Genomic DNA, 16,580 nt, shown 5'->3' with positions numbered 1-16,580 from the left:
AGTAAAAGGCGGCTCACGTGTGTCACTCCTTCTGGCTCGACCTTAATGGGCTTCAAGTTCTTTGCCGCGGGTTTCCGGCAGGCTCAATGCCGCCAGAATTACCACACCGTAACTCACTGCCGCAAAGCCGCCGATACCCAGCCCCAGCGGGATTTTCTGGCTGAGCATGCCGATCAGCAGCGGGAAGAATGCCGCAAGGGCGCGACCGATGTTGTAGCAGAAGCCCTGCCCCGAACCACGGATACGGGTGGGGAACAGCTCGGTCAGGAATGCCCCCATGCCGCTGAAAATACCCGAGGCGAAGAAGCCCAGCGGGAAGCCCAGCCACAGCATCACGCCATCGCTGACCTGCATCTGGGTGTAGAGCAGCACGATGATGAACGAGCCCACGGCGAACAGGATGAAGTTCTTTTTGCGCCCCAGCAGATCGGTGAGGTAGGCGCTGATCACGTAGCCGACGTATGAACCGACGATCACCATGGCCAGGTAGCCACCGGTGCTCAGGACGCTCAGGCCACGCTCGTTGGTGAGGAAGGTCGGCAGCCAGGAAGTGATGGCGTAGTAACCGCCCAGGGCGCCGGTGGTCAGCAGCGAGGCGCGGAAGGTGGTGAACAGCATGCCGGGGGCGAAAATTTCATAGAAGTGCGACGGCGCTTCGGATTTTTCCGCGGCCTTGGCCAGGCGGTAGACTTCCGGGTCCTTGACCAGGCGACGGACGAAGATCACGAACACCGCCGGTACGATACCCAGCAGGAACAGGGCACGCCAGGCGTCTTCAGGCGGCAGCCAGGTAAACAATATCGCGTAGAGAATCGCCGTCAGGCCCCAACCAATGGCCCAGCCCGACTGCACCATGCCCACCGCCTTGCCGCGGTCCTTGGCACGGATGACTTCACCGATCAGCACCGCGCCTGCGGTCCACTCGCCACCGAAGCCGAAGCCCATCAGGGTGCGGGCGATCAGCAGTTGGTCGTAGGTTTGGGCAAAACCGCAGAGGAAGGTGAAAAAGGCGAACCACAGCACGGTCAACTGCAGGGTGCGTACCCGGCCGATGCGGTCGGAGAGGATGCCGGCGATCCAGCCGCCCAGTGCCGAAGCGATCAGGGTGCTGGTGTGAATCAGCCCGGCCTCGGCGGTGGTGATGCCCCACAGGGCGATCAGGGTGGGAATGACGAAGCTGAGCATCTGGGTGTCCATGCCATCGAGGCCGTAGCCGATCTTGCAGCTCCAGAAGGTCCGTCGTTCTTGCTTATTGATGTTGCGGTACCAGTCGAAGGGACCCGCCACCGATCTGGTTTTGACCTGTTGCTGCACGCCCGATGGGTTCATGGTTGCCTCAGCTTGTTGGTATTGTTTTAAAGGCGACGATCTTTGTCGCAACCTGACTGTCATTTTTCGATGGGTGTGCACCTGCGTCCAACGAGAAAAACCAGCGGTCTGGCATAAGAAAAATTTGATCAGTGAGCGCACCATGAACCTCAAGTTCCTCGAAACCTTCGTTTGGGTCGCCCGGCTCAAGAGCTTTCGCCTGACCGCCGAAAAGCTCTTCACCACCCAGGCGTCGATCTCCAGCCGCATTGCTGCGCTGGAAGCCGACCTTGGGGTCAAGCTGCTGCTGCGCGATTCACGCGGGGTCAGCCTGACGCCCGAAGGCAGCAAGGTGCTCGAATACGCCGAGCAGATGCTCGCCACCGCCAAAGCGCTCAAGCAATCGCTGGACAGCGACCGGGCCAAGGTCGGCAGGATTCGCCTGGGCGTGATGGACACGGTCATCCATACCTGGATGAGCCCGCTGGTGTCGGAACTGATGGAGCGATACCCGCAGGTTGAAATCGAGTTGATCGCCGATACCGCGCTCAATTTGCGCGAACAGCTGCAAAAAGGCTTTCTCGATGTAATCCTGCAAACCGACCTTCTCCGCCAGGAGTCGATCCGCAGCCTGGACCTGGCGCGCTACCCCATGGGCTGGATCGTCGCCAGTCACTCGATCTACAACCGCGACTACGCCTCCCTCGCCGAGCTTGCCCGCGAGCGCATCGTGACCTTCTCGAAAAACTCCCGGCCGCACCAGGAAGTGCTCAGCCTGCTCCAGGCCGAAGGCGTCAGTGCGCCACGGCTGAACTGTGTGAACTCGGTGGCGGCGATTACCCGCTTGTTGCGCGACGGCTTCGGCATCGGCGCCCTGCCGCCGGCCCTGGTCAGCGAGGAACTGGCCCGGGGTGAGCTGACCCTGCTGCCGCTGGCCCAGCAACCCCCAAGCCTGGAGCTGGTGGTGGCCTGGCAGACCGGGGTCGAGCTGGTGGATGAAGTAGTCGCGCTATGTCGTAACGTGCTGGAGCGCTATGCCGCCGATGCAGGACCGCAGCGGATCAAGCTGGTCTAGCGCCAGCTCTCGGTCACCGCTTTGCGCCGCCCGCCGAGGGCCACCCAGCCGAGCAGCAGCAACAGGCTTTCGATGCTCAAGGCCAGCAGCAAGGCGCAGCTCAGGCCCCAGGCCAGGGCTTCGGGGGCCAGGAGGATCTGGTAGGAGTAGCCCTTGAGGGTTTCCTCGCGCAGCTGGCTGTCGGCCTGTACCAGCACATGCCAGGTGCGCTCCAGCCACGGCCCCTGGAGGATTTGCCATTCACGTTCGAGCAGGCGATTGCGGATCAGCAGGCTGTCGATGCTGTTGGCGTCGCTGTTGAACACCGGGTCGTCACTGCTGCGGTAGTGGCGCACCAGCGCTTGCAGGTCACCGTTGAAAAAGCGCCGGGCGGTGTCCTCGAAGCCCTTGAGGCCTTCGCGCGATTCGAGCAGTTTCGCCTCGACCCGCTGGCTGTAGTCGTTGATCAGGCCAGGTACCTGCACCCCTACCAGCAACCCGAACGTGAACAACAGCAACCGCAGGTAACTTCTGAACATGGGCTATCCCTTAGCGTTGTCCCTGGGCGATGCATTCACCCCGGCGCCACAGCGCCCACTGGCCGGGCTCATAGCGCTGCCAGGTCTCGTTCTCGGTCAGCGCCTCGGTGGCGATCACGGTGACCACGTCGTTGGGGGTGGTCTCGGCCTGGAAGTCGACGATCATGTCGACGTCCTTGAGCCGCGCCGGCCCGAACGGTGCGCGCCGGGTGATGTGCACAAGCTTGGTCGAGCAGAAGCAGAACAGCCAGTCGCCATCGCTGAGCAGGCAGTTGAACACACCCTTGCTGCGGTATTCGGCGCAAGCCTCGACCAGCACCGGCAACAGCACTTCAGCCTCGACGGGCTCCGGGAAGGCTTCGCGGATGCGGTTGAGCAGGTCGCAGAAGGCCGCTTCACTGTCGGTGTCGCCGATCGGCCGATAGAAGCTGGCCTGGCCCTGGAACTCGCCCAACTGACCGTTATGGGCGAAGCACCAGTTGCGCCCCCACAGCTCGCGGACAAAAGGATGGGTATTGGACAGGCAGACCTTACCGACGTTGGCCTGGCGAATATGGCCGATCACCACTTCGCTCTTGATCGGATAGCGCTGCACCAGATTCGCCACTTCCGACTCGCAGCTGGCCGCCGGGTCCTGGAACAGACGCAGGCCACGGCCTTCATAGAAACCGATACCCCAGCCGTCGCGATGCGGACCGGTCCGTCCACCGCGCTGCATCAGCCCGGTGAAGCTGAAAACGATATCGGTCGGCACATTGGCGCTCATGCCCAACAGTTCACACATACTGGCTGCTCCCGGGCAATTGACTACAAGCGCGGCTCGACCCGCGGACGATTGCCGCCCAGCGGCGCTTCGGGCGGGTTGCGATAACGGTCGCGGTTGTCGGCGGCCATGGGCGCCTCGGCCACGGCCTCTTCGGCATCGCGCTTGGCGGCGGTCTCGGCCTGTTCACGACGGGCCCTGGCGCGTTTTTCGACGGGCCAGCGCAGTACCACGAACACAGCGTAGAGGGCGAAGGCGATCATGCCGTACAGGGCCAGGTCGGCCGCCGCCCGCCATACGTTGTTGCCGACCTTGAACAGCAGGTCCAGGGCGGCAATGGCGATGGCCGGGGCGAATTTGTCTTTGACCGGATCGATGATGGTCGGGGTCAGCAGCAGCACTGCCATCAACACCCGCAGCGGTTCGCGCAGCCAGCGCCACATCCAGCGGGTCAGGCGAAAGCCCACCGCCAGGCAACCCAGGGCGGCCAGGGCGTAGAGGCCCCAGGCGAGCAGATAGTCGTTCTCGGTCATGGTGTCCGTGGCAAGCTAGGCAAATAGACGCTTATGATAAACACATTTGAGCGCGCAGGCGCCCCCCAGCCAAGAGATCCCCGCATGTCCGCAGACGCCACCGCCCCCCGCGCCCCGATTGCCCGCAAGGCCGAAGGCGCCGATCCCTATGCCTGGCTGCAAGAACGCGACAGCCCCGAAGTCATTGCCTACCTGAACGCCGAGAACGCCTACCAGGAGGCCCAACTGGCCGACCAGGCCGAATTGCGCGAGCAGCTGTTCGAGGAGATCAAGGGCCGCATCCTTGAGACCGACCTGTCGCTGCCCTCGCCCTGGGGCCCTTACCTGTACTACAGCCGCACGACCGCCGGCGAAGAGTACCCGCGCCACTACCGCTGCCCGCGCCCGGCCGACGACTCCAACACAGTCGATGAAAGCCAGGAAGAGCTGCTGCTGGACCCCAACCAGCTGGCCAACGGCGGCTTCCTCTCCCTCGGCGCCTTCAACGTCAGCCCCGACCACCAACGCCTGGCCTACAGCCTTGATACCACGGGCGACGAAATCTACACCCTGTATGTCAAGGAGCTGGCCAGCGGCACCCTCGAGCAACTGCCGTTCGAGCACTGCGACGGCAGCATGACCTGGGCCAACGACAGCCAGACGCTGTTCTTCGCCGAACTGGACGACACCCATCGACCGCACAAGCTGCTGCGCCACCGCCTGGGCCGCGAAGGTTGCCAGGCCATTTACGAAGAAACCGATGGTCGTTTCTTCCTGCACTGCTACCGGGCCAGCTCCGAGCGCCAACTGATCCTGCTGCTCAACAGCAAGACCACCAGCGAAGCCTGGGTGCTGGACGCCGAGCAGCCCGACGGCGACTTCACCTGCCTGGCAGCACGGGTCGAAGGCCATGAATACTTCCCGGACCACGGCCAGCTCGACGGCCAGTGGCGCTGGTTCATCCGCACCAATCAGGACGGCATCAACTTCGCCCTGTACCACGCCGGCAGCCACCAGGTACCGACTCGCGAGCAGTGGCAATTGCTGGTGGCGCACCGCGACACCATCATGCTCGAAGGCCTGAGCCTGAACGCCAGCGCCCTCAGCCTGAGCCTGCGCGAAGGCGGCCTGCCGATCATCGAAGTGCATCCGCAGGGGCTCGCCCCGTACCGGGTGGAACTGCCGGATGCGGCCTACAGCCTGTACGTGCAGGACAGCCTCGAGTTTGAAAGCAACCGCATCCGCTTGCGCTACCAGGCCCTCAATCGCCCGGCCCAGGTGCGCCAGCTGGAGTTGGCCAGCGGTGCTCAGCAGGTCCTTAAAGAGACCCCGGTACTCGGCCCCTTCGACCCCGACGAGTACGTGAGCCAGCGACTGTGGGCCACTGCCGGTGACGGCACCCAGGTGCCGATCAGCCTGGTGCAACGTCGCGCCGACCTGGGCAAGCCGGTCCCCCTGTACCTGTACGGCTACGGCGCCTATGGCGAGAGCCTGGACCCGTGGTTCTCCCATGCCCGCCTGAGCCTGCTGGAGCGCGGCGTGGCCTTTGCCATCGCCCATGTGCGCGGCGGTGGCGAACTGGGTGAAGCCTGGTACCGGGCCGGCAAGCAGGAACACAAGACCAACACCTTCAACGACTTCATCGCCTGTGCTGAGCACCTGATCGCCCAGGGCGTGACCCGCGCCGACCAACTGGCAATCAGCGGTGGCAGTGCCGGTGGCCTGTTGATTGGCGCGGTGCTCAACCAGCGCCCGGAACTGTTCAAGGCAGCCATCGCCGAAGTGCCGTTCGTCGACGTGCTCAACACCATGCTCGACCCCGACCTGCCATTGACCGTCACCGAGTACGACGAGTGGGGCAACCCTGAAGAACCTGAGGTGTTTGAGCGGATCAAGGCCTACGCGCCTTACGAGAACGTCAAGGCCCAGGCCTACCCGGCGTTGCTGGTGGTGGCGGGCTACAACGACAGCCGCGTGCAGTACTGGGAAGCGGCCAAATGGGTGGCCAAACTGCGCGTGACCAAGACCGACACCAATCTGCTGCTGCTCAAGACCGAAATGGATGCCGGGCATGGCGGCATGAGCGGGCGTTACCAGGGGCTGCGGGATGTGGCGCTGGAGTATGGGTTTGTGTTCAAGGTGCTGGGTGTGGATGCGTGATCTGATCGCGGGGCAAGCCCGCTCCTACCGGAGCGGGCTTGCCCCGCGATGCTAATCCGCCTTCGGCTTGTCCTGCGGCGGCGTCAACCCTGGCAACGGCTGATCCCTGGGCGGCGAAGGCACCGGAATCGACGGCAACAACGGTGAGCCGGGTGTCGCGTCACCGGCGCGGGGTGGCGTACTGGGGGTAATCTGCGGGTATGGCGTCGGTGTCGCCGTCCCCGGCGCCCCCGGTACCGGCGCAATGGGGCGCGGCTGCAGATCGGCAGCCACAGCCGATTGCAGGCACACCAGAATCAGGGCGGCAATGGTCAAGTAACGCATACGCAGACTCCTTGGTAACGACCTGACAGCCTACCCCCAAGCGTAGCCTGTCCGAAACGCCCGCCGTCGGGCTAAACTTCAAGGCATAACCGTAACAAGCCCGAGAAAGGTAATCCCATGAGTTCGGCATCCACTGCCTCCGCCACCGCACGGCTCGACCGCATCCTCGCCGACGCCAAGCGCGACAAAGAAATGGGCTATCGCGACAAAGCCCTGAAAATGTACCCGCACGTCTGCGGCCGCTGCGCCCGGGAGTTCTCCGGCAAGCGCCTGAGCGAACTGACCGTGCACCACCGTGACCACAACCACGACAACAACCCCCAGGATGGCTCGAACTGGGAGTTGCTGTGCCTGTACTGCCACGACAACGAACACTCCCGCTACACCGACCAGCAATACTTCAGCGAAGGCTCCACGAGTAGCCCGAGCATCGCCAAGGCGACCCACAACCCGTTCGCGGGGCTGGCCGGCCTGCTGAAAAAAGATTGAGCGTAAACCCGCGCCCCACCCACGCCGGCAAGCCCGTATAATCGCGTTCTTTTTTGCGAAGGGCCCCGGCACGTGGCGAACAAACGGTACAGCTGCATTGGTCTGTTCAACCCCAAGTCAGCGGAGAACGTCGGTTCAGTAATGCGCGCGGCGGGTTGCTACGGCGTCAACTCGGTGTTCTACACCGGCAAGCGCTACGAGCGCGCCCGCGACTTTGTCACCGACACCAAGCGCGTGCACTACGACATCCCGCTGATCGGCATCGACGATCTGCAAAAAATCATCCCCCTGGGCTGCACCCCCGTCGCCGTCGAACTGGTTGATGGCGCCCGCCCCCTGCCCGAGTACACCCACCCCGACCGCGCCATCTACATCTTCGGCCCCGAAGACGGCTCCCTCGACCCCAGCGTGCGGGCCTGGTGCGAAGAGACCATCTATATCCCGACCAACGGCTGCATGAACCTGGCCGCGACCGTCAACGTGGTGCTCTACGACCGCCTGGCCAAAGGCCTGAACACCCGCTCCGGGCCCAAGTTCAAATAAATCCGAAGGAACAGTCCGTCGTCTGCGGTGGTCTGCTGCATATCATCGCCCCCACTGGAGAATCACCATGTCCGAGAACAAGACGTTGATCCCTGCCCTGCAAGACAAGCCCGAACATAACGTGCACGGCTGGGAACGCGCCGGCTCCGTGGCCGGCGGTGTGATCATGGTGGGTAAAGGCTTGCGCCGTGGCGGGCTGTTCGGCCTGATCCAGATGGCCATTGGCGGGGTGGCCCTGGCACGCGGCATTACCGGTCACAGCTCGATGAAAAGCCTGATGGAGCGCGGACGCAGCGACCTCGACAACCTGCGCTCGACCATCGAGCGCAACGGTGCCGAACTGCGGGCCCTCAAGGCCAGTGCCGACGCCGCCACGCGCAGCGCCACGGTCACCGGCAACGACTCGCTGAAAAACCCCAAGCCCTAACGCAGCAGCTTGCTCGCCAGCACCTCAGATTCGCGCCCCAGCACGCTTTCGCTGAGCTGGACGAACTCTTCGGTGCTGACGCTGTTCAGTCGCATCAGCGCACGGGTGACGTCGTCCAGCGAACGCTGGTTATGGGTGTGCAAACGGATCTCGCGGTCCAGCGCCTGCAAGAGCAGCACGCCACGGGCCGTTACCGCGCTGTCCACCTGCTCACCACGCAAGCTGGTGACCTTGGCGCCGTTGCGCTCAAGCCCTGTCAGCACGGCCTGGTAACGATCCTCGGTGATACCCCCGGCACGGCGCAGCAATTCGATGGCGTAGTAATCGGCCAGGGACTCGCCAATCCAGTCACTGGCCTGACGGTCGTTGATCTGCGCGAAGACATGCACCAGCTCCCGCAACAACGGGCTTGAGCCGTTTTCGCTGACCAGCGGCCGGCTGCTGTGCAGGTAGATCGAATTGTGCCCGTCCCGGGCTCCGCGCCAGAGCTCATCCTTGGCCCCCACCAGCAACAGCTTCGGCGGGTTGCGCGGGAATACCGCCTGCAACTGCGGCCACACGAACGTGAGCAAGGTGAGGTTGTCCAGCCGGCGCATGCCCTGCCCTTGCGGCGCTGCCACGCTGACCTCGGTCTCGCCCAGGCGCGCACGCCGGGTGCCGATGGTGCCCGCCACCATCCAGCCGGTCGGCCGGTCAAACAGGCGCGAGACGTTGTCGATGCGAAAACGCTGCTTGCCGATACGCGGCCAGGGCGTTTCGACACTCTTCCAGCCGTCGGGCAATTCAAAGCTCAGGCGGGCGACCAGTTCGGTGCCATCCTGCTGGTCCAGGCGTGCCGGGGGAACCAGGTCGTCCCCGCGAAACAGCGCCCAGTGGGGCGTCATGCGGGTCTCGTAGCTGCCGTTTTTAAGCCGCTGGGAAAGCCGTACGCGGTACGTCAGCTGGCTCTTGCCGGCCCCTGGCTGCCAATGCCCGCGCTGGCCGTCGCCCTGCACTTGCCATTGGCCGTCGGCCTTGAAATCGCTGTAGGCGCCTGCCTTGCCCAGGTCGAAATCCAGGCTGCGCACCGCTGTCCCTTCGGCCAGGGTCAGGCGTACTTCGGCCTGTTCGCTCTGGGGCAGCAGGCGAACGTGATAATCCAGGTCAACTTTCTTGGCAAAGGCCGGCGAACAGGCCAACAGGCCCAGGGCCAGCCACCAATGGCAACGCACACGCATACAGAAACTCCTTGTTCCCCCAGACGCGATACCCGGCAAACCCGGGCGGCTCAGCCGGCGCGGAAAATCAGATAATCTTCCCAGTCATCCTCGTCCACGCTCTCTTCACTGAGCATGCGCCCGGACTGGGAAATACGCTGCTTATGCACCTGTTGGCGATCACCGCACACCAGATGGTGCCAGCTTGGCAGGTCCTTGCCTTCGCTGATCAGGCGGTAGCCGCAGGTGGTTGGCAGCCATTTGAACTGGTCGGCCTTGCCCGGCGTCAGCTGGATGCAGTCGGGCACGATTTTCAGCCGGTTTGGATAGTCGCTGCACTGGCAGGTCTTCAGATCCAGCAGCTTGCAGGCAATACGTGTGTAATAGACGCTGTTGTCGTCTTCATCTTCAAGCTTTTGCAAGCAGCACAGGCCACAGCCGTCACACAGCGACTCCCATTCCTGGGGGTTTAGCTGTTCGAGGGTCTTACGCTTCCAGAAAGCGTCGGCGCTGGCAATCATGTAACGGATGTCCTGTTCAAAAGAGGCGCCGCAGTGCGGCGGCGCCAGTCTAGGGCGTGTCTTGCAGCAATGCCAGACCGCTTGTCAGTGCCGGTACGACACAGTAGTTTTACCGGCGGTCCCTACCCACCTTTCAGGAACTCGCCATGAGTGCTAATCCTCGCATTGCCGAACATGCCATCGACGAACAGTTCATCAAGCGTTGGTCGCCACGCGCCTTCACCGCCGAACCGATCAGCGAAGCCACCCTGCTGAGTTTCCTCGAAGCGGCCCGCTGGGCCCCGTCGGCCTACAACTCGCAGCCTTGGCGCTTCCTTTATGCCCGCCGTGATACACCGAACTGGGAGCGCTACCTGGGCCTGCTCAACGAATTCAACCGCAGCTGGGCGCAACACGCCTCGGCCCTGGTGATCGTGATCTCCAAGACCACTTTCGCCGCGCCGGGCTCCAGCGAAGAGAAACCGGCCCTGTGGCACACCTTCGACACCGGTTCCGCCTGGGGCCACCTGGCCCTGCAAGCGAGCATCAGTGGCTGGCACACCCACGGCATGGCCGGCTTCGACCAGGAGCTGACCCGCCAGGAGCTGAAGATTCCTGAAGGCTACGCGCTACACGCCGTGGTGGCGATCGGCAAACTGGGTGACAAGGCGAGCCTGGCCGAGGCCCTGCAGGCCCGCGAAGAGCCTAGCCCGCGTCGCTCGCTGAGCGAGCTGGCGGCCGAGGGTGATTTCTCGCTGTAAACGCTCACGGGGCAAGCCGCTCCTGTAGGAGCGGGCTTGCCCCGCGATACGATCACTCACTCAATACCCACGCACGAAATCCACTTCCCCGCGCAACGCCTCCCCCGCCTGATACGCCCGCAGGTTCTCGACAAACAACCGCACCATCGCCGTCGGCGAGGTGGGCGCCGAGCTGTGCCCGGTCAGCAGCAGGCCCCAGGCCGTCCAGAACGGATGACGCGCCGGCAATGGCTCCTGGCGGCAAACGTCGATTACCGCGCCGGCCAGATGCCCCAGTTTCAAGGCATCGACCAGATCACCATCGACCACCGCCACACCGCGACCGGCGTTGATGAACAGCGCCTCGGGATTGAAACGGGCAAACAGCGCCGCATCGTACAAGTCGTGGGTGGCCGGGGTGTCGGGCAGCAAGTTGATGACGTAATCGACTTCGCCGACCAGGCGCCCCAACTCACTCATGGCTGCCACCTCGATGAAGGGGGCCTGCTCACGGGCCTGGCTGGCGATGCCGTAGAGCTTGACGCCAAAGGGCAGGAGGAACTCGGCGACGCGCTGGCCGATATCACCGGTGCCGACAATCAACGCCCGTCGCCCTTCCAGGGTACGTCCGGGGCGATCATCCCATTTGCGCTCGACCTGGCTGACCAGGCGCGCCATCACCTCGCGCTCGTGACCGAGCATGTAGGTCAGCACGTACTCGGCCATCACCTGGCCGAAGATGCCCACTGCGCGGGTCAGGCGATAGTCGCGCTGCAAACCATCGGCCAGCAGCGGCGTAATGCCGGCCCAGGTCGACTGCAGCCACTGCGGCTGATGGCCCTGGCGCAACAGGGTGGCCAGCAGGTCTGGCTGGCCCAGCCAGACATCGCAATCGGCGGCCAGGCGGGTCAGTTCCGCCGAGTCGCCGCTGGTGAGGACGTTCAGGTCCGGTGCAGCCTCGCGCAGCAGGCGAGCGTAGAGGGCATGGTCCTGTTCGGCGATCAAAACACGCATGTTCGTTACAACCTTGGCAGAAACGTTGAAGGCCGCCAGGCCATCCAGCCGGGCGGTATCACATCAGGCAGGCGGGCTCAGACCGGGTCGTTGCGGCGCAGCAGCTCTTCGGGCAGGTGCTCGATGTACTCGTCCTCGAGCGGCGGCATCTGCAGGTGATAACCCTGTTGCTCGAGGTTTTCCAGCACCTTGGCGATGTCTTCGCGGGCGAGCTTGCGCTCCGGAGTCAGCACCAGGTCAAAGGCGTGTACCGGCGTGCCGAAGAACGGCAGCAGGCCTTCGGGAACACGCTCGAGGCCGTCGGCCTTGAGCACATAGAGGTACATTTCGTTCTTGCGTGGGCTCTTGTAGATCGAGCAGATGCGTTTCATGGTTGTTCTCCAGCGCTGGCCAGACAATCGAGCAGCGCTTGCCCCATCCGCTCACGGCGCCAGCCGCGCAGCGAATCGGGCAGTTGATAAGGACCGTTGGGGTAACCGCTCTTGAGCAGCAACTCGAGGATTTTCTTGCGCAGCATCAGTTCGGGGGCGATGTTCAGGCGCTCGGCCTCGGCCTGGCCGATGGCGCGCAGTTGCTTGAGCAGCGCCGAGGCTTCGATCGGCAACGGCTCGGGCAATGGCGCTGGCCACTGCTCGGGCGGCAGGCTGGCGGCCTGCTTGATCAGGCTGAGCAGGAACTCGCCGTCCTGGCGGATGGTGCGCGGGTGCATGTCTTCGATTTTCGCCAGCGCCGACAGCGTCTGCGGCTGGGTCTTGGCCATGGGCCAGAGCGCATTCTCGCGCAGGATGCGGTTGCGCGGCAGGTCACGGGCACGGGCTTCGCGCTCGCGCCAGGCGCACAGTTCACGCAGCACCGCCAACTGGGCGCGGGACAGCTTCCAGGCCAGCTTGGCGTCGCGGTACAACTCATTGGGGTCGGTTTCGCGGCGCAGCTGGGCAACCAGCTCGGCACCATCTTCCAGCACCCAGGCATGCTTTTCGTCCGACAACTGCGGGCGCAGGCGCTCGTACAGCTCGGCCAGGTGCACGGCGTCTTCGGCGGCGTAGCTGACCTGGGTCTCGGACAACGGGCGCTGCAGCCAGTCGGAGCGGGTTTCACCCTTGGGCAGCTCGATGCCGAGTACTTCCTGGACCAGGCGCGAATAGCCCATGGAGAAGCCCAGGTTCAGGTAGCTGGCGGCCAGTTGGGTGTCGAACAACGGCGCCGGCAGGCTGCCAGTCAGACGCGACAACACTTCGAGGTCTTCGCTGCACGCGTGCAGCACTTTGATCACCTGGCTATCTTCGAGCAGTTCGGCCAGCGGTTGCCAGTTGCTGACCCGCAACGGATCGATCAAGTAGGCACGTGCCCCGTCGCCGACCTGGATCAAACCGGCAATCGGATAAAAGGTATCAACCCGCATGAACTCGGTGTCGAGTGCCACGAAGGGCAGCTTGCGCCACTGCAGACAGTGTTCGGCCAGGCTGCTGTCGTCGCAAATCCAGTGAATATCGATGGCCACAAGGCTCTCCCACAAACAATGGCGCGCAGTATATACGGCGCAGGCCACTGCCGGGAAACCGCTCGACTGCTGCAACGGCCTGCGCGCCTGCGCAGGTTCTCAATGGCTGGCCAGGGCCGGACGGCACGAGGCAAACAGGTCCAGTTGCGGGTTATAGGCCGCGGTGTGCACCTGCAACAGACCGAGCATGGAATGGAACAGGTTGTCCTGGCTCAGCGGCTCGTTGCGGTTCCTGTTCAGGCAGTCGGTGTCGACGCCGAATGCCTGGCGGTAGTTGTCGGAGAACCAAGCCAGCATCGGCACGTGCTTCTGCTGTTCCGGCGCCAGCATGTACGGGGTGCCATGCAGGAACAGGTTGTACTCGCCCAGGGATTCGCCATGGTCGGACAGGTAGAGCATGGCGGTGTCGACCTTGCCTTGCTTGCTGCGCAGAATGTCGATCAGCGACGCCAGCACGTGGTCGGTGTAGACCAGGGTGTTGTCGTAGGCGTTGATGATGCTCTGTTCGCTGCACTGGTTCAGGGCGTTGCTCGGGCACACTGGGGTGAAGCGCTCGTACTGCATCGGATAGCGCTTGAAGTACTCGGGGCCGTGGCTGCCCATCTGGTGCAGCACCAGCACGGTGTCTTGCTGCAAGTTGTCGATCATTTCGGACAACCCCTCGAGCAGAACCTCGTCGTGGCATTCGCTGCTGGTGCACAGCGCCGGGTCCTTGAGGTTGCTGACATCCTCGAACTGCACCCGGTCGCAGGTGCCCTTGCACCCGGACTGGTTGTCGCGCCAGCGCACCGCCAGGCCAGCCCGCTGCAGGATATCCAGCAAGCCTTCCTGGTTCTTGGCCTGGGTGGCCTGGTATTCCTTGCGGGTGAGGTTGGAAAACATGCACGGCACCGACACGGCGGTTTCGGTCCCGCAGGAATGCACATCGCTGAACGCGATCAGCCCGGCCTCCTTGCTCAGCTCCGGGGTGGTATTGCGCTCGTAGCCGAGCAGGCCGAAGTTCGCCGCGCGGGCACTCTCCCCCACTACCAGCACGGTCAGGGATTTGCGCGAATGCTGCTGCCAGGCCAGCTCGCGCTGAGCATCCTCGCCCACTTTGGCGAACGGCTTGGCAGCGGTGCCGATCCGCTCACCGACATAACCGAACGAGGCACCGACCACGTTGCTGGGCACCAGCATCAGGCGGATCTCGTGATGGTTGCGAAACAGCGAGGCGAGCCCCTGGTAGTTGGCCAGGGCGACCACGCCAAGCAATGCCACCGACGCGCCGCCCGCAAATAACTTGAACAGCAACTCGCGGTACCAGCTCCGGTACTGGATCGGGGTGTTGTAAAGCAACACCGACGGCAGCACACCCAATATCAAAAGATAAGCGCACAACTTAATGGAAAGCAGATCCATTACTTCAGCAGTATTGGTTTCTGCGGTATTACGCAACATACCTACATCAATAAGCACGCCATACTGGCTCATAAAGTAAGCGGCACCAGCACTGACCATGAACAAGGTAATCAATAGGGGTTTCAAAACACCCTTGAAGGCGACCAGGGTCAAGATCAGGTTGAAGGCGCAGAAGATCAGCACGGCAAAGGCCAGGCGCAGGAATATGCCCCCGACGCCAGGCTGTACAACGCTGGAAAGATGTTGCCAGAGTACCGAATTAAAGCCGATAAGCAGATAAAGACTGGCTAACAACGTGACCCATTCGGCCCGCAGCGGTTTGACCTTGAACATGGCGCTTCACTTGATTGATCGTCGGGAACAGTGCCGTTGCGGCACCACCTTGAAACAACCCGAACTTTAAGTAGCACACCATCAATTTTTTGTGAAAAAGACGCCAATGTTTAATGTATTGGCGTCAACTTTTTCATGACATATTTTTCACATTACTTAGGTCTTTTACACTTAACCCGGCAAATGCACCTTTGAATAGGCGTCCCGATCAATATCCAGCACCTCGACGCACAGCTGGATATCCAGCCCCGCGCGCGCCGGGATCGCTTCCTTGAGGACCTCCAGCACGCTGGCGGACAACTGGCGCTTCACCTCGGGCGAACGGCCACTGAGGATCGACAGCCTGGCATGGGCAAACGCCCGCTCGTTCGGTGCAATACCCACTCGATAGCCCGCAAAGGCTGCAGCGCGGCTCTTGATATCCAGCTCGTCGGCAAACTGGCCACTGCCCACCAGCACATGGTTCAGGCGCAGCAGCAGGCGGTCGACGTCCAGGTCACGCAGGTTGTCGCTGTATTCCACGTTCAGGTGAGGCATTGCACTGAATCCTTGGCGGGCGAATGATGCGACAGACTACCGCAGCCCCGAAACCTGGCAAAGACGACTATCCTCTAAGTTCATGACTTCCACCCCAAACCCCGGAGAGGTGAAGAAATGCCGGTCAAGCACGATTTGCTCGCAGACTTGAACATGACCAAAGAGGCGTTCGACGCCAAGAAGAAAACCGACACGCGGCTCAGCGAGCTGCACGAAAAGTACAACGCCATCGACACCGAGGTGCTCAAGGCAGAGAGCAGCAGCGCCACCGACGAACAGATCACCCAACTGCGCAAAAAGCGCCTGTTGATCAAAGACGATATCGTCGCTCACGTAAAATCGTAGCGCCCCGCAGAACAGTAAAAAGCCCCGCAGTTCGCTGCGGGGCTTTTGTTTACGCGATCGCAGACTTCAGCTGCGCGACCAGACCACCGGGAACCAGTCTTCGCGCATGCGATCGCCGGTCTTCAGGTCGATACCGGGAAACGGTGGCGAAGTGCGCCCCGGACGCTGGATATAGCGCACATCATCGCCCATGAAGCGGGTGGAAAACGCCCGCCGGCGGTTGCCGCCCGTATTGCCGGCGGCGCCATGCACGGTGCGAAAGTCGAACACCACCGCATCACCGGGCTCAAGTTCGGGAGAAAGAATCTCGTATTCGCCGTTCTCCACATCCGGCATGTCCATGAACACGCTTTCCCCCGAGCCTGCATCGGTCGCGCCGTAGAAGTCCTTGTTGCTGGCCCAGCTCTTGGGCCGCACCGGCTTTGGCCAGCGATGGGAACCCAGCACCACGCTCAACGTGTTGTGGCGAGTGACCGGGTCCAGCGGAATCCAGTAGCTGGCCGTCTGCAGGCCATCCACGCAGTAGTACGGCAGATCCTGGTGCCAGGGCGTCGGTTTGGAGGTCCCCGGTTCCTTGACCAGGATGTGTTCATGGAACACCTGCACTTCCCGAGACTGCATCAGGTCCCCGGCAATCCCCGCCGCAGGCGAATTCCGGACAAAGTCGGTGAATGCCGGAATACGTTGCCAGTTGCAGTAGTCCTCGAAGAAGCGCCCGCCTTCGCCACTGCCCACGTTCTCGATGGCAAAGGCGCTGGGGTCGGCCAGGTTTTGCTCGAACCCTTCGCGCAAACGCTCGATCCAGTCGCGAAACACGCCACGCAGCACGATGGCACCGTCGCGTTGAAATTGTTCGATATCGGCATTCATGGGGGCGGTCCTCTCTTGTTGTAA

20 protein-coding genes are annotated in these 16,580 nt (G+C 62.9%); 7 read left to right on the top strand and 13 right to left on the bottom strand.

The window, feature by feature from the left end; genetic code table 11:
* Positions 1-42: 42 nt before the first annotated feature.
* On the bottom strand, positions 43-1,329 hold the full coding sequence (locus U9R80_RS06700; RefSeq protein WP_301837119.1) for an MFS transporter: 1,287 nt from the start codon (positions 1,327-1,329) through the stop codon (positions 43-45).
* Between the two features lie 142 nt (positions 1,330-1,471).
* Here U9R80_RS06700 and U9R80_RS06695 point away from each other — a divergent pair, with 142 nt between their 5' ends.
* Positions 1,472-2,383, top strand: coding sequence for a LysR family transcriptional regulator (locus U9R80_RS06695; RefSeq protein WP_301837120.1), 912 nt, complete (start codon positions 1,472-1,474; stop codon positions 2,381-2,383).
* On the opposite strand, the gene U9R80_RS06690 is transcribed toward U9R80_RS06695, so the two are convergent.
* The 3 genes from U9R80_RS06690 to U9R80_RS06680 are packed head-to-tail and all read right to left on the bottom strand — an operon-like array spanning position 2,380 to position 4,197.
* The gene (locus tag U9R80_RS06690) at positions 2,380-2,901 is read right to left on the bottom strand and encodes a DUF2937 family protein (RefSeq protein ID WP_301837121.1); all 522 of its coding nucleotides are present in this window, start codon (positions 2,899-2,901) and stop codon (positions 2,380-2,382) included. The two genes, U9R80_RS06695 and U9R80_RS06690, sit on opposite strands and share 4 nt — an antisense overlap.
* Before the next feature lie 10 nt (positions 2,902-2,911).
* A complete protein-coding gene (locus tag U9R80_RS06685) occupies positions 2,912-3,685 on the bottom strand; it encodes a class II glutamine amidotransferase (RefSeq protein WP_301837122.1) in 774 nt (257 codons plus the stop codon).
* 23 nt (positions 3,686-3,708) lie between these two features.
* Positions 3,709-4,197: an MFS transporter gene (locus U9R80_RS06680; RefSeq protein WP_301837123.1), complete on the bottom strand. Its 489-nt coding sequence runs from the start codon at positions 4,195-4,197 to the stop codon at positions 3,709-3,711.
* Between the two features lie 84 nt (positions 4,198-4,281).
* Between U9R80_RS06680 and U9R80_RS06675 the strand changes: the two genes are divergently transcribed.
* A complete protein-coding gene (locus tag U9R80_RS06675; protein ID WP_301837124.1) occupies positions 4,282-6,336 on the top strand; it encodes a S9 family peptidase in 2,055 nt (684 codons plus the stop codon).
* A 51-nt stretch (positions 6,337-6,387) separates the two neighbouring features.
* On the opposite strand, the gene U9R80_RS06670 is transcribed toward U9R80_RS06675, so the two are convergent.
* Positions 6,388-6,660, bottom strand: coding sequence for a hypothetical protein (locus U9R80_RS06670; RefSeq protein ID WP_301837125.1), 273 nt, complete (start codon positions 6,658-6,660; stop codon positions 6,388-6,390).
* Positions 6,661-6,777: 117 nt separating this feature from the next.
* Here U9R80_RS06670 and U9R80_RS06665 point away from each other — a divergent pair, with 117 nt between their 5' ends.
* The 3 genes from U9R80_RS06665 to U9R80_RS06655 all read left to right on the top strand — a co-directional run bounded on the left by U9R80_RS06665 (position 6,778) and on the right by U9R80_RS06655 (position 8,119).
* A complete protein-coding gene (locus U9R80_RS06665) occupies positions 6,778-7,149 on the top strand; it encodes a YajD family HNH nuclease (RefSeq protein ID WP_028943130.1) in 372 nt (123 codons plus the stop codon).
* 72 nt (positions 7,150-7,221) lie between these two features.
* Positions 7,222-7,692 carry an RNA methyltransferase gene (locus U9R80_RS06660; RefSeq protein WP_010223125.1) on the top strand — a complete coding sequence of 157 codons (471 nt, stop codon included), beginning with the start codon at positions 7,222-7,224 and terminating at the stop codon, positions 7,690-7,692.
* 67 nt (positions 7,693-7,759) lie between these two features.
* Positions 7,760-8,119 (top strand): YgaP family membrane protein, encoded by a 360-nt coding sequence (locus U9R80_RS06655; protein ID WP_301837126.1) that lies wholly within the window; start codon positions 7,760-7,762, stop codon positions 8,117-8,119.
* Here the strand turns inward: U9R80_RS06655 and U9R80_RS06650 are convergent.
* Together U9R80_RS06650 and U9R80_RS06645 are read right to left on the bottom strand one after the other, a co-directional pair.
* Positions 8,116-9,330: a hypothetical protein gene (locus U9R80_RS06650; RefSeq protein ID WP_301837482.1), complete on the bottom strand. Its 1,215-nt coding sequence runs from the start codon at positions 9,328-9,330 to the stop codon at positions 8,116-8,118. The two genes, U9R80_RS06655 and U9R80_RS06650, sit on opposite strands and share 4 nt — an antisense overlap.
* A gap of 56 nt (positions 9,331-9,386) precedes the next feature.
* Positions 9,387-9,836 (bottom strand): YcgN family cysteine cluster protein, encoded by a 450-nt coding sequence (locus U9R80_RS06645; RefSeq protein WP_301837127.1) that lies wholly within the window; start codon positions 9,834-9,836, stop codon positions 9,387-9,389.
* A 146-nt stretch (positions 9,837-9,982) separates the two neighbouring features.
* Here U9R80_RS06645 and U9R80_RS06640 point away from each other — a divergent pair, with 146 nt between their 5' ends.
* Complete coding sequence (locus tag U9R80_RS06640) at positions 9,983-10,576, top strand: nitroreductase family protein (RefSeq protein WP_028943126.1); 594 nt, start codon at positions 9,983-9,985, stop codon at positions 10,574-10,576.
* Positions 10,577-10,636: 60 nt separating this feature from the next.
* Here U9R80_RS06640 and U9R80_RS06635 read toward each other — a convergent pair whose 3' ends face one another.
* The 5 genes from U9R80_RS06635 to U9R80_RS06615 all read right to left on the bottom strand — a co-directional run bounded on the left by U9R80_RS06635 (position 10,637) and on the right by U9R80_RS06615 (position 15,341).
* Positions 10,637-11,569, bottom strand: coding sequence for a D-2-hydroxyacid dehydrogenase (locus U9R80_RS06635; RefSeq protein ID WP_301837128.1), 933 nt, complete (start codon positions 11,567-11,569; stop codon positions 10,637-10,639).
* 77 nt (positions 11,570-11,646) lie between these two features.
* Positions 11,647-11,940 (bottom strand): YcgL domain-containing protein, encoded by a 294-nt coding sequence (locus tag U9R80_RS06630; RefSeq protein ID WP_028943124.1) that lies wholly within the window; start codon positions 11,938-11,940, stop codon positions 11,647-11,649.
* Complete coding sequence (rnd, locus tag U9R80_RS06625; protein ID WP_301837129.1) at positions 11,937-13,070, bottom strand: ribonuclease D; 1,134 nt, start codon at positions 13,068-13,070, stop codon at positions 11,937-11,939. The genes U9R80_RS06630 and rnd overlap by 4 nt, the downstream gene beginning before the upstream one ends.
* 99 nt (positions 13,071-13,169) lie before the next feature.
* Positions 13,170-14,804, bottom strand: a complete 1,635-nt coding sequence (locus U9R80_RS06620; protein ID WP_301837130.1) for a phosphoethanolamine transferase — start codon at positions 14,802-14,804, stop codon at positions 13,170-13,172.
* Between the two features lie 171 nt (positions 14,805-14,975).
* Positions 14,976-15,341 (bottom strand): 5-carboxymethyl-2-hydroxymuconate Delta-isomerase, encoded by a 366-nt coding sequence (locus U9R80_RS06615; protein WP_301837131.1) that lies wholly within the window; start codon positions 15,339-15,341, stop codon positions 14,976-14,978.
* A gap of 117 nt (positions 15,342-15,458) precedes the next feature.
* Here U9R80_RS06615 and U9R80_RS06610 point away from each other — a divergent pair, with 117 nt between their 5' ends.
* Positions 15,459-15,686: a YdcH family protein gene (locus U9R80_RS06610; protein WP_301837132.1), complete on the top strand. Its 228-nt coding sequence runs from the start codon at positions 15,459-15,461 to the stop codon at positions 15,684-15,686.
* A 66-nt stretch (positions 15,687-15,752) separates the two neighbouring features.
* On the opposite strand, the gene U9R80_RS06605 is transcribed toward U9R80_RS06610, so the two are convergent.
* A complete protein-coding gene (locus U9R80_RS06605) occupies positions 15,753-16,556 on the bottom strand; it encodes a phytanoyl-CoA dioxygenase family protein (RefSeq protein ID WP_301837133.1) in 804 nt (267 codons plus the stop codon).
* Positions 16,557-16,580 lie beyond the last annotated feature (24 nt).

Origin of the sequence: Pseudomonas sp. JQ170C, assembly GCF_035581345.1 — a bacterium.
In the GTDB taxonomy this organism is placed as follows: Bacteria; Pseudomonadota; Gammaproteobacteria; order Pseudomonadales; family Pseudomonadaceae; genus Aquipseudomonas.
Note: the sequence above shows the minus strand (reverse complement) of the source record. Positions and strands in the feature narration are given on the sequence as shown.

Excerpts from the sequence above, each read along its gene's own strand:
- U9R80_RS06700 (WP_301837119.1), bottom strand. The coding sequence starts at position 1,329 with ATGAACCCATCGGGCGTGCAGCAACAGGTCAAAACCAGATCGGTGGCG.
- U9R80_RS06695 (WP_301837120.1), top strand. The coding sequence starts at position 1,472 with ATGAACCTCAAGTTCCTCGAAACCTTCGTTTGGGTCGCCCGGCTCAAG.
- U9R80_RS06690 (WP_301837121.1), bottom strand. The coding sequence starts at position 2,901 with ATGTTCAGAAGTTACCTGCGGTTGCTGTTGTTCACGTTCGGGTTGCTG.
- U9R80_RS06685 (WP_301837122.1), bottom strand. The coding sequence starts at position 3,685 with ATGTGTGAACTGTTGGGCATGAGCGCCAATGTGCCGACCGATATCGTT.
- U9R80_RS06680 (WP_301837123.1), bottom strand. The coding sequence starts at position 4,197 with ATGACCGAGAACGACTATCTGCTCGCCTGGGGCCTCTACGCCCTGGCC.
- U9R80_RS06675 (WP_301837124.1), top strand. The coding sequence starts at position 4,282 with ATGTCCGCAGACGCCACCGCCCCCCGCGCCCCGATTGCCCGCAAGGCC.
- U9R80_RS06670 (WP_301837125.1), bottom strand. The coding sequence starts at position 6,660 with ATGCGTTACTTGACCATTGCCGCCCTGATTCTGGTGTGCCTGCAATCG.
- U9R80_RS06665 (WP_028943130.1), top strand. The coding sequence starts at position 6,778 with ATGAGTTCGGCATCCACTGCCTCCGCCACCGCACGGCTCGACCGCATC.
- U9R80_RS06655 (WP_301837126.1), top strand. The coding sequence starts at position 7,760 with ATGTCCGAGAACAAGACGTTGATCCCTGCCCTGCAAGACAAGCCCGAA.
- U9R80_RS06645 (WP_301837127.1), bottom strand. The coding sequence starts at position 9,836 with ATGATTGCCAGCGCCGACGCTTTCTGGAAGCGTAAGACCCTCGAACAG.
- U9R80_RS06640 (WP_028943126.1), top strand. The coding sequence starts at position 9,983 with ATGAGTGCTAATCCTCGCATTGCCGAACATGCCATCGACGAACAGTTC.
- U9R80_RS06635 (WP_301837128.1), bottom strand. The coding sequence starts at position 11,569 with ATGCGTGTTTTGATCGCCGAACAGGACCATGCCCTCTACGCTCGCCTG.
- U9R80_RS06630 (WP_028943124.1), bottom strand. The coding sequence starts at position 11,940 with ATGAAACGCATCTGCTCGATCTACAAGAGCCCACGCAAGAACGAAATG.
- U9R80_RS06620 (WP_301837130.1), bottom strand. The coding sequence starts at position 14,804 with ATGTTCAAGGTCAAACCGCTGCGGGCCGAATGGGTCACGTTGTTAGCC.
- U9R80_RS06615 (WP_301837131.1), bottom strand. The coding sequence starts at position 15,341 with ATGCCTCACCTGAACGTGGAATACAGCGACAACCTGCGTGACCTGGAC.
- U9R80_RS06610 (WP_301837132.1), top strand. The coding sequence starts at position 15,459 with ATGCCGGTCAAGCACGATTTGCTCGCAGACTTGAACATGACCAAAGAG.
- U9R80_RS06605 (WP_301837133.1), bottom strand. The coding sequence starts at position 16,556 with ATGAATGCCGATATCGAACAATTTCAACGCGACGGTGCCATCGTGCTG.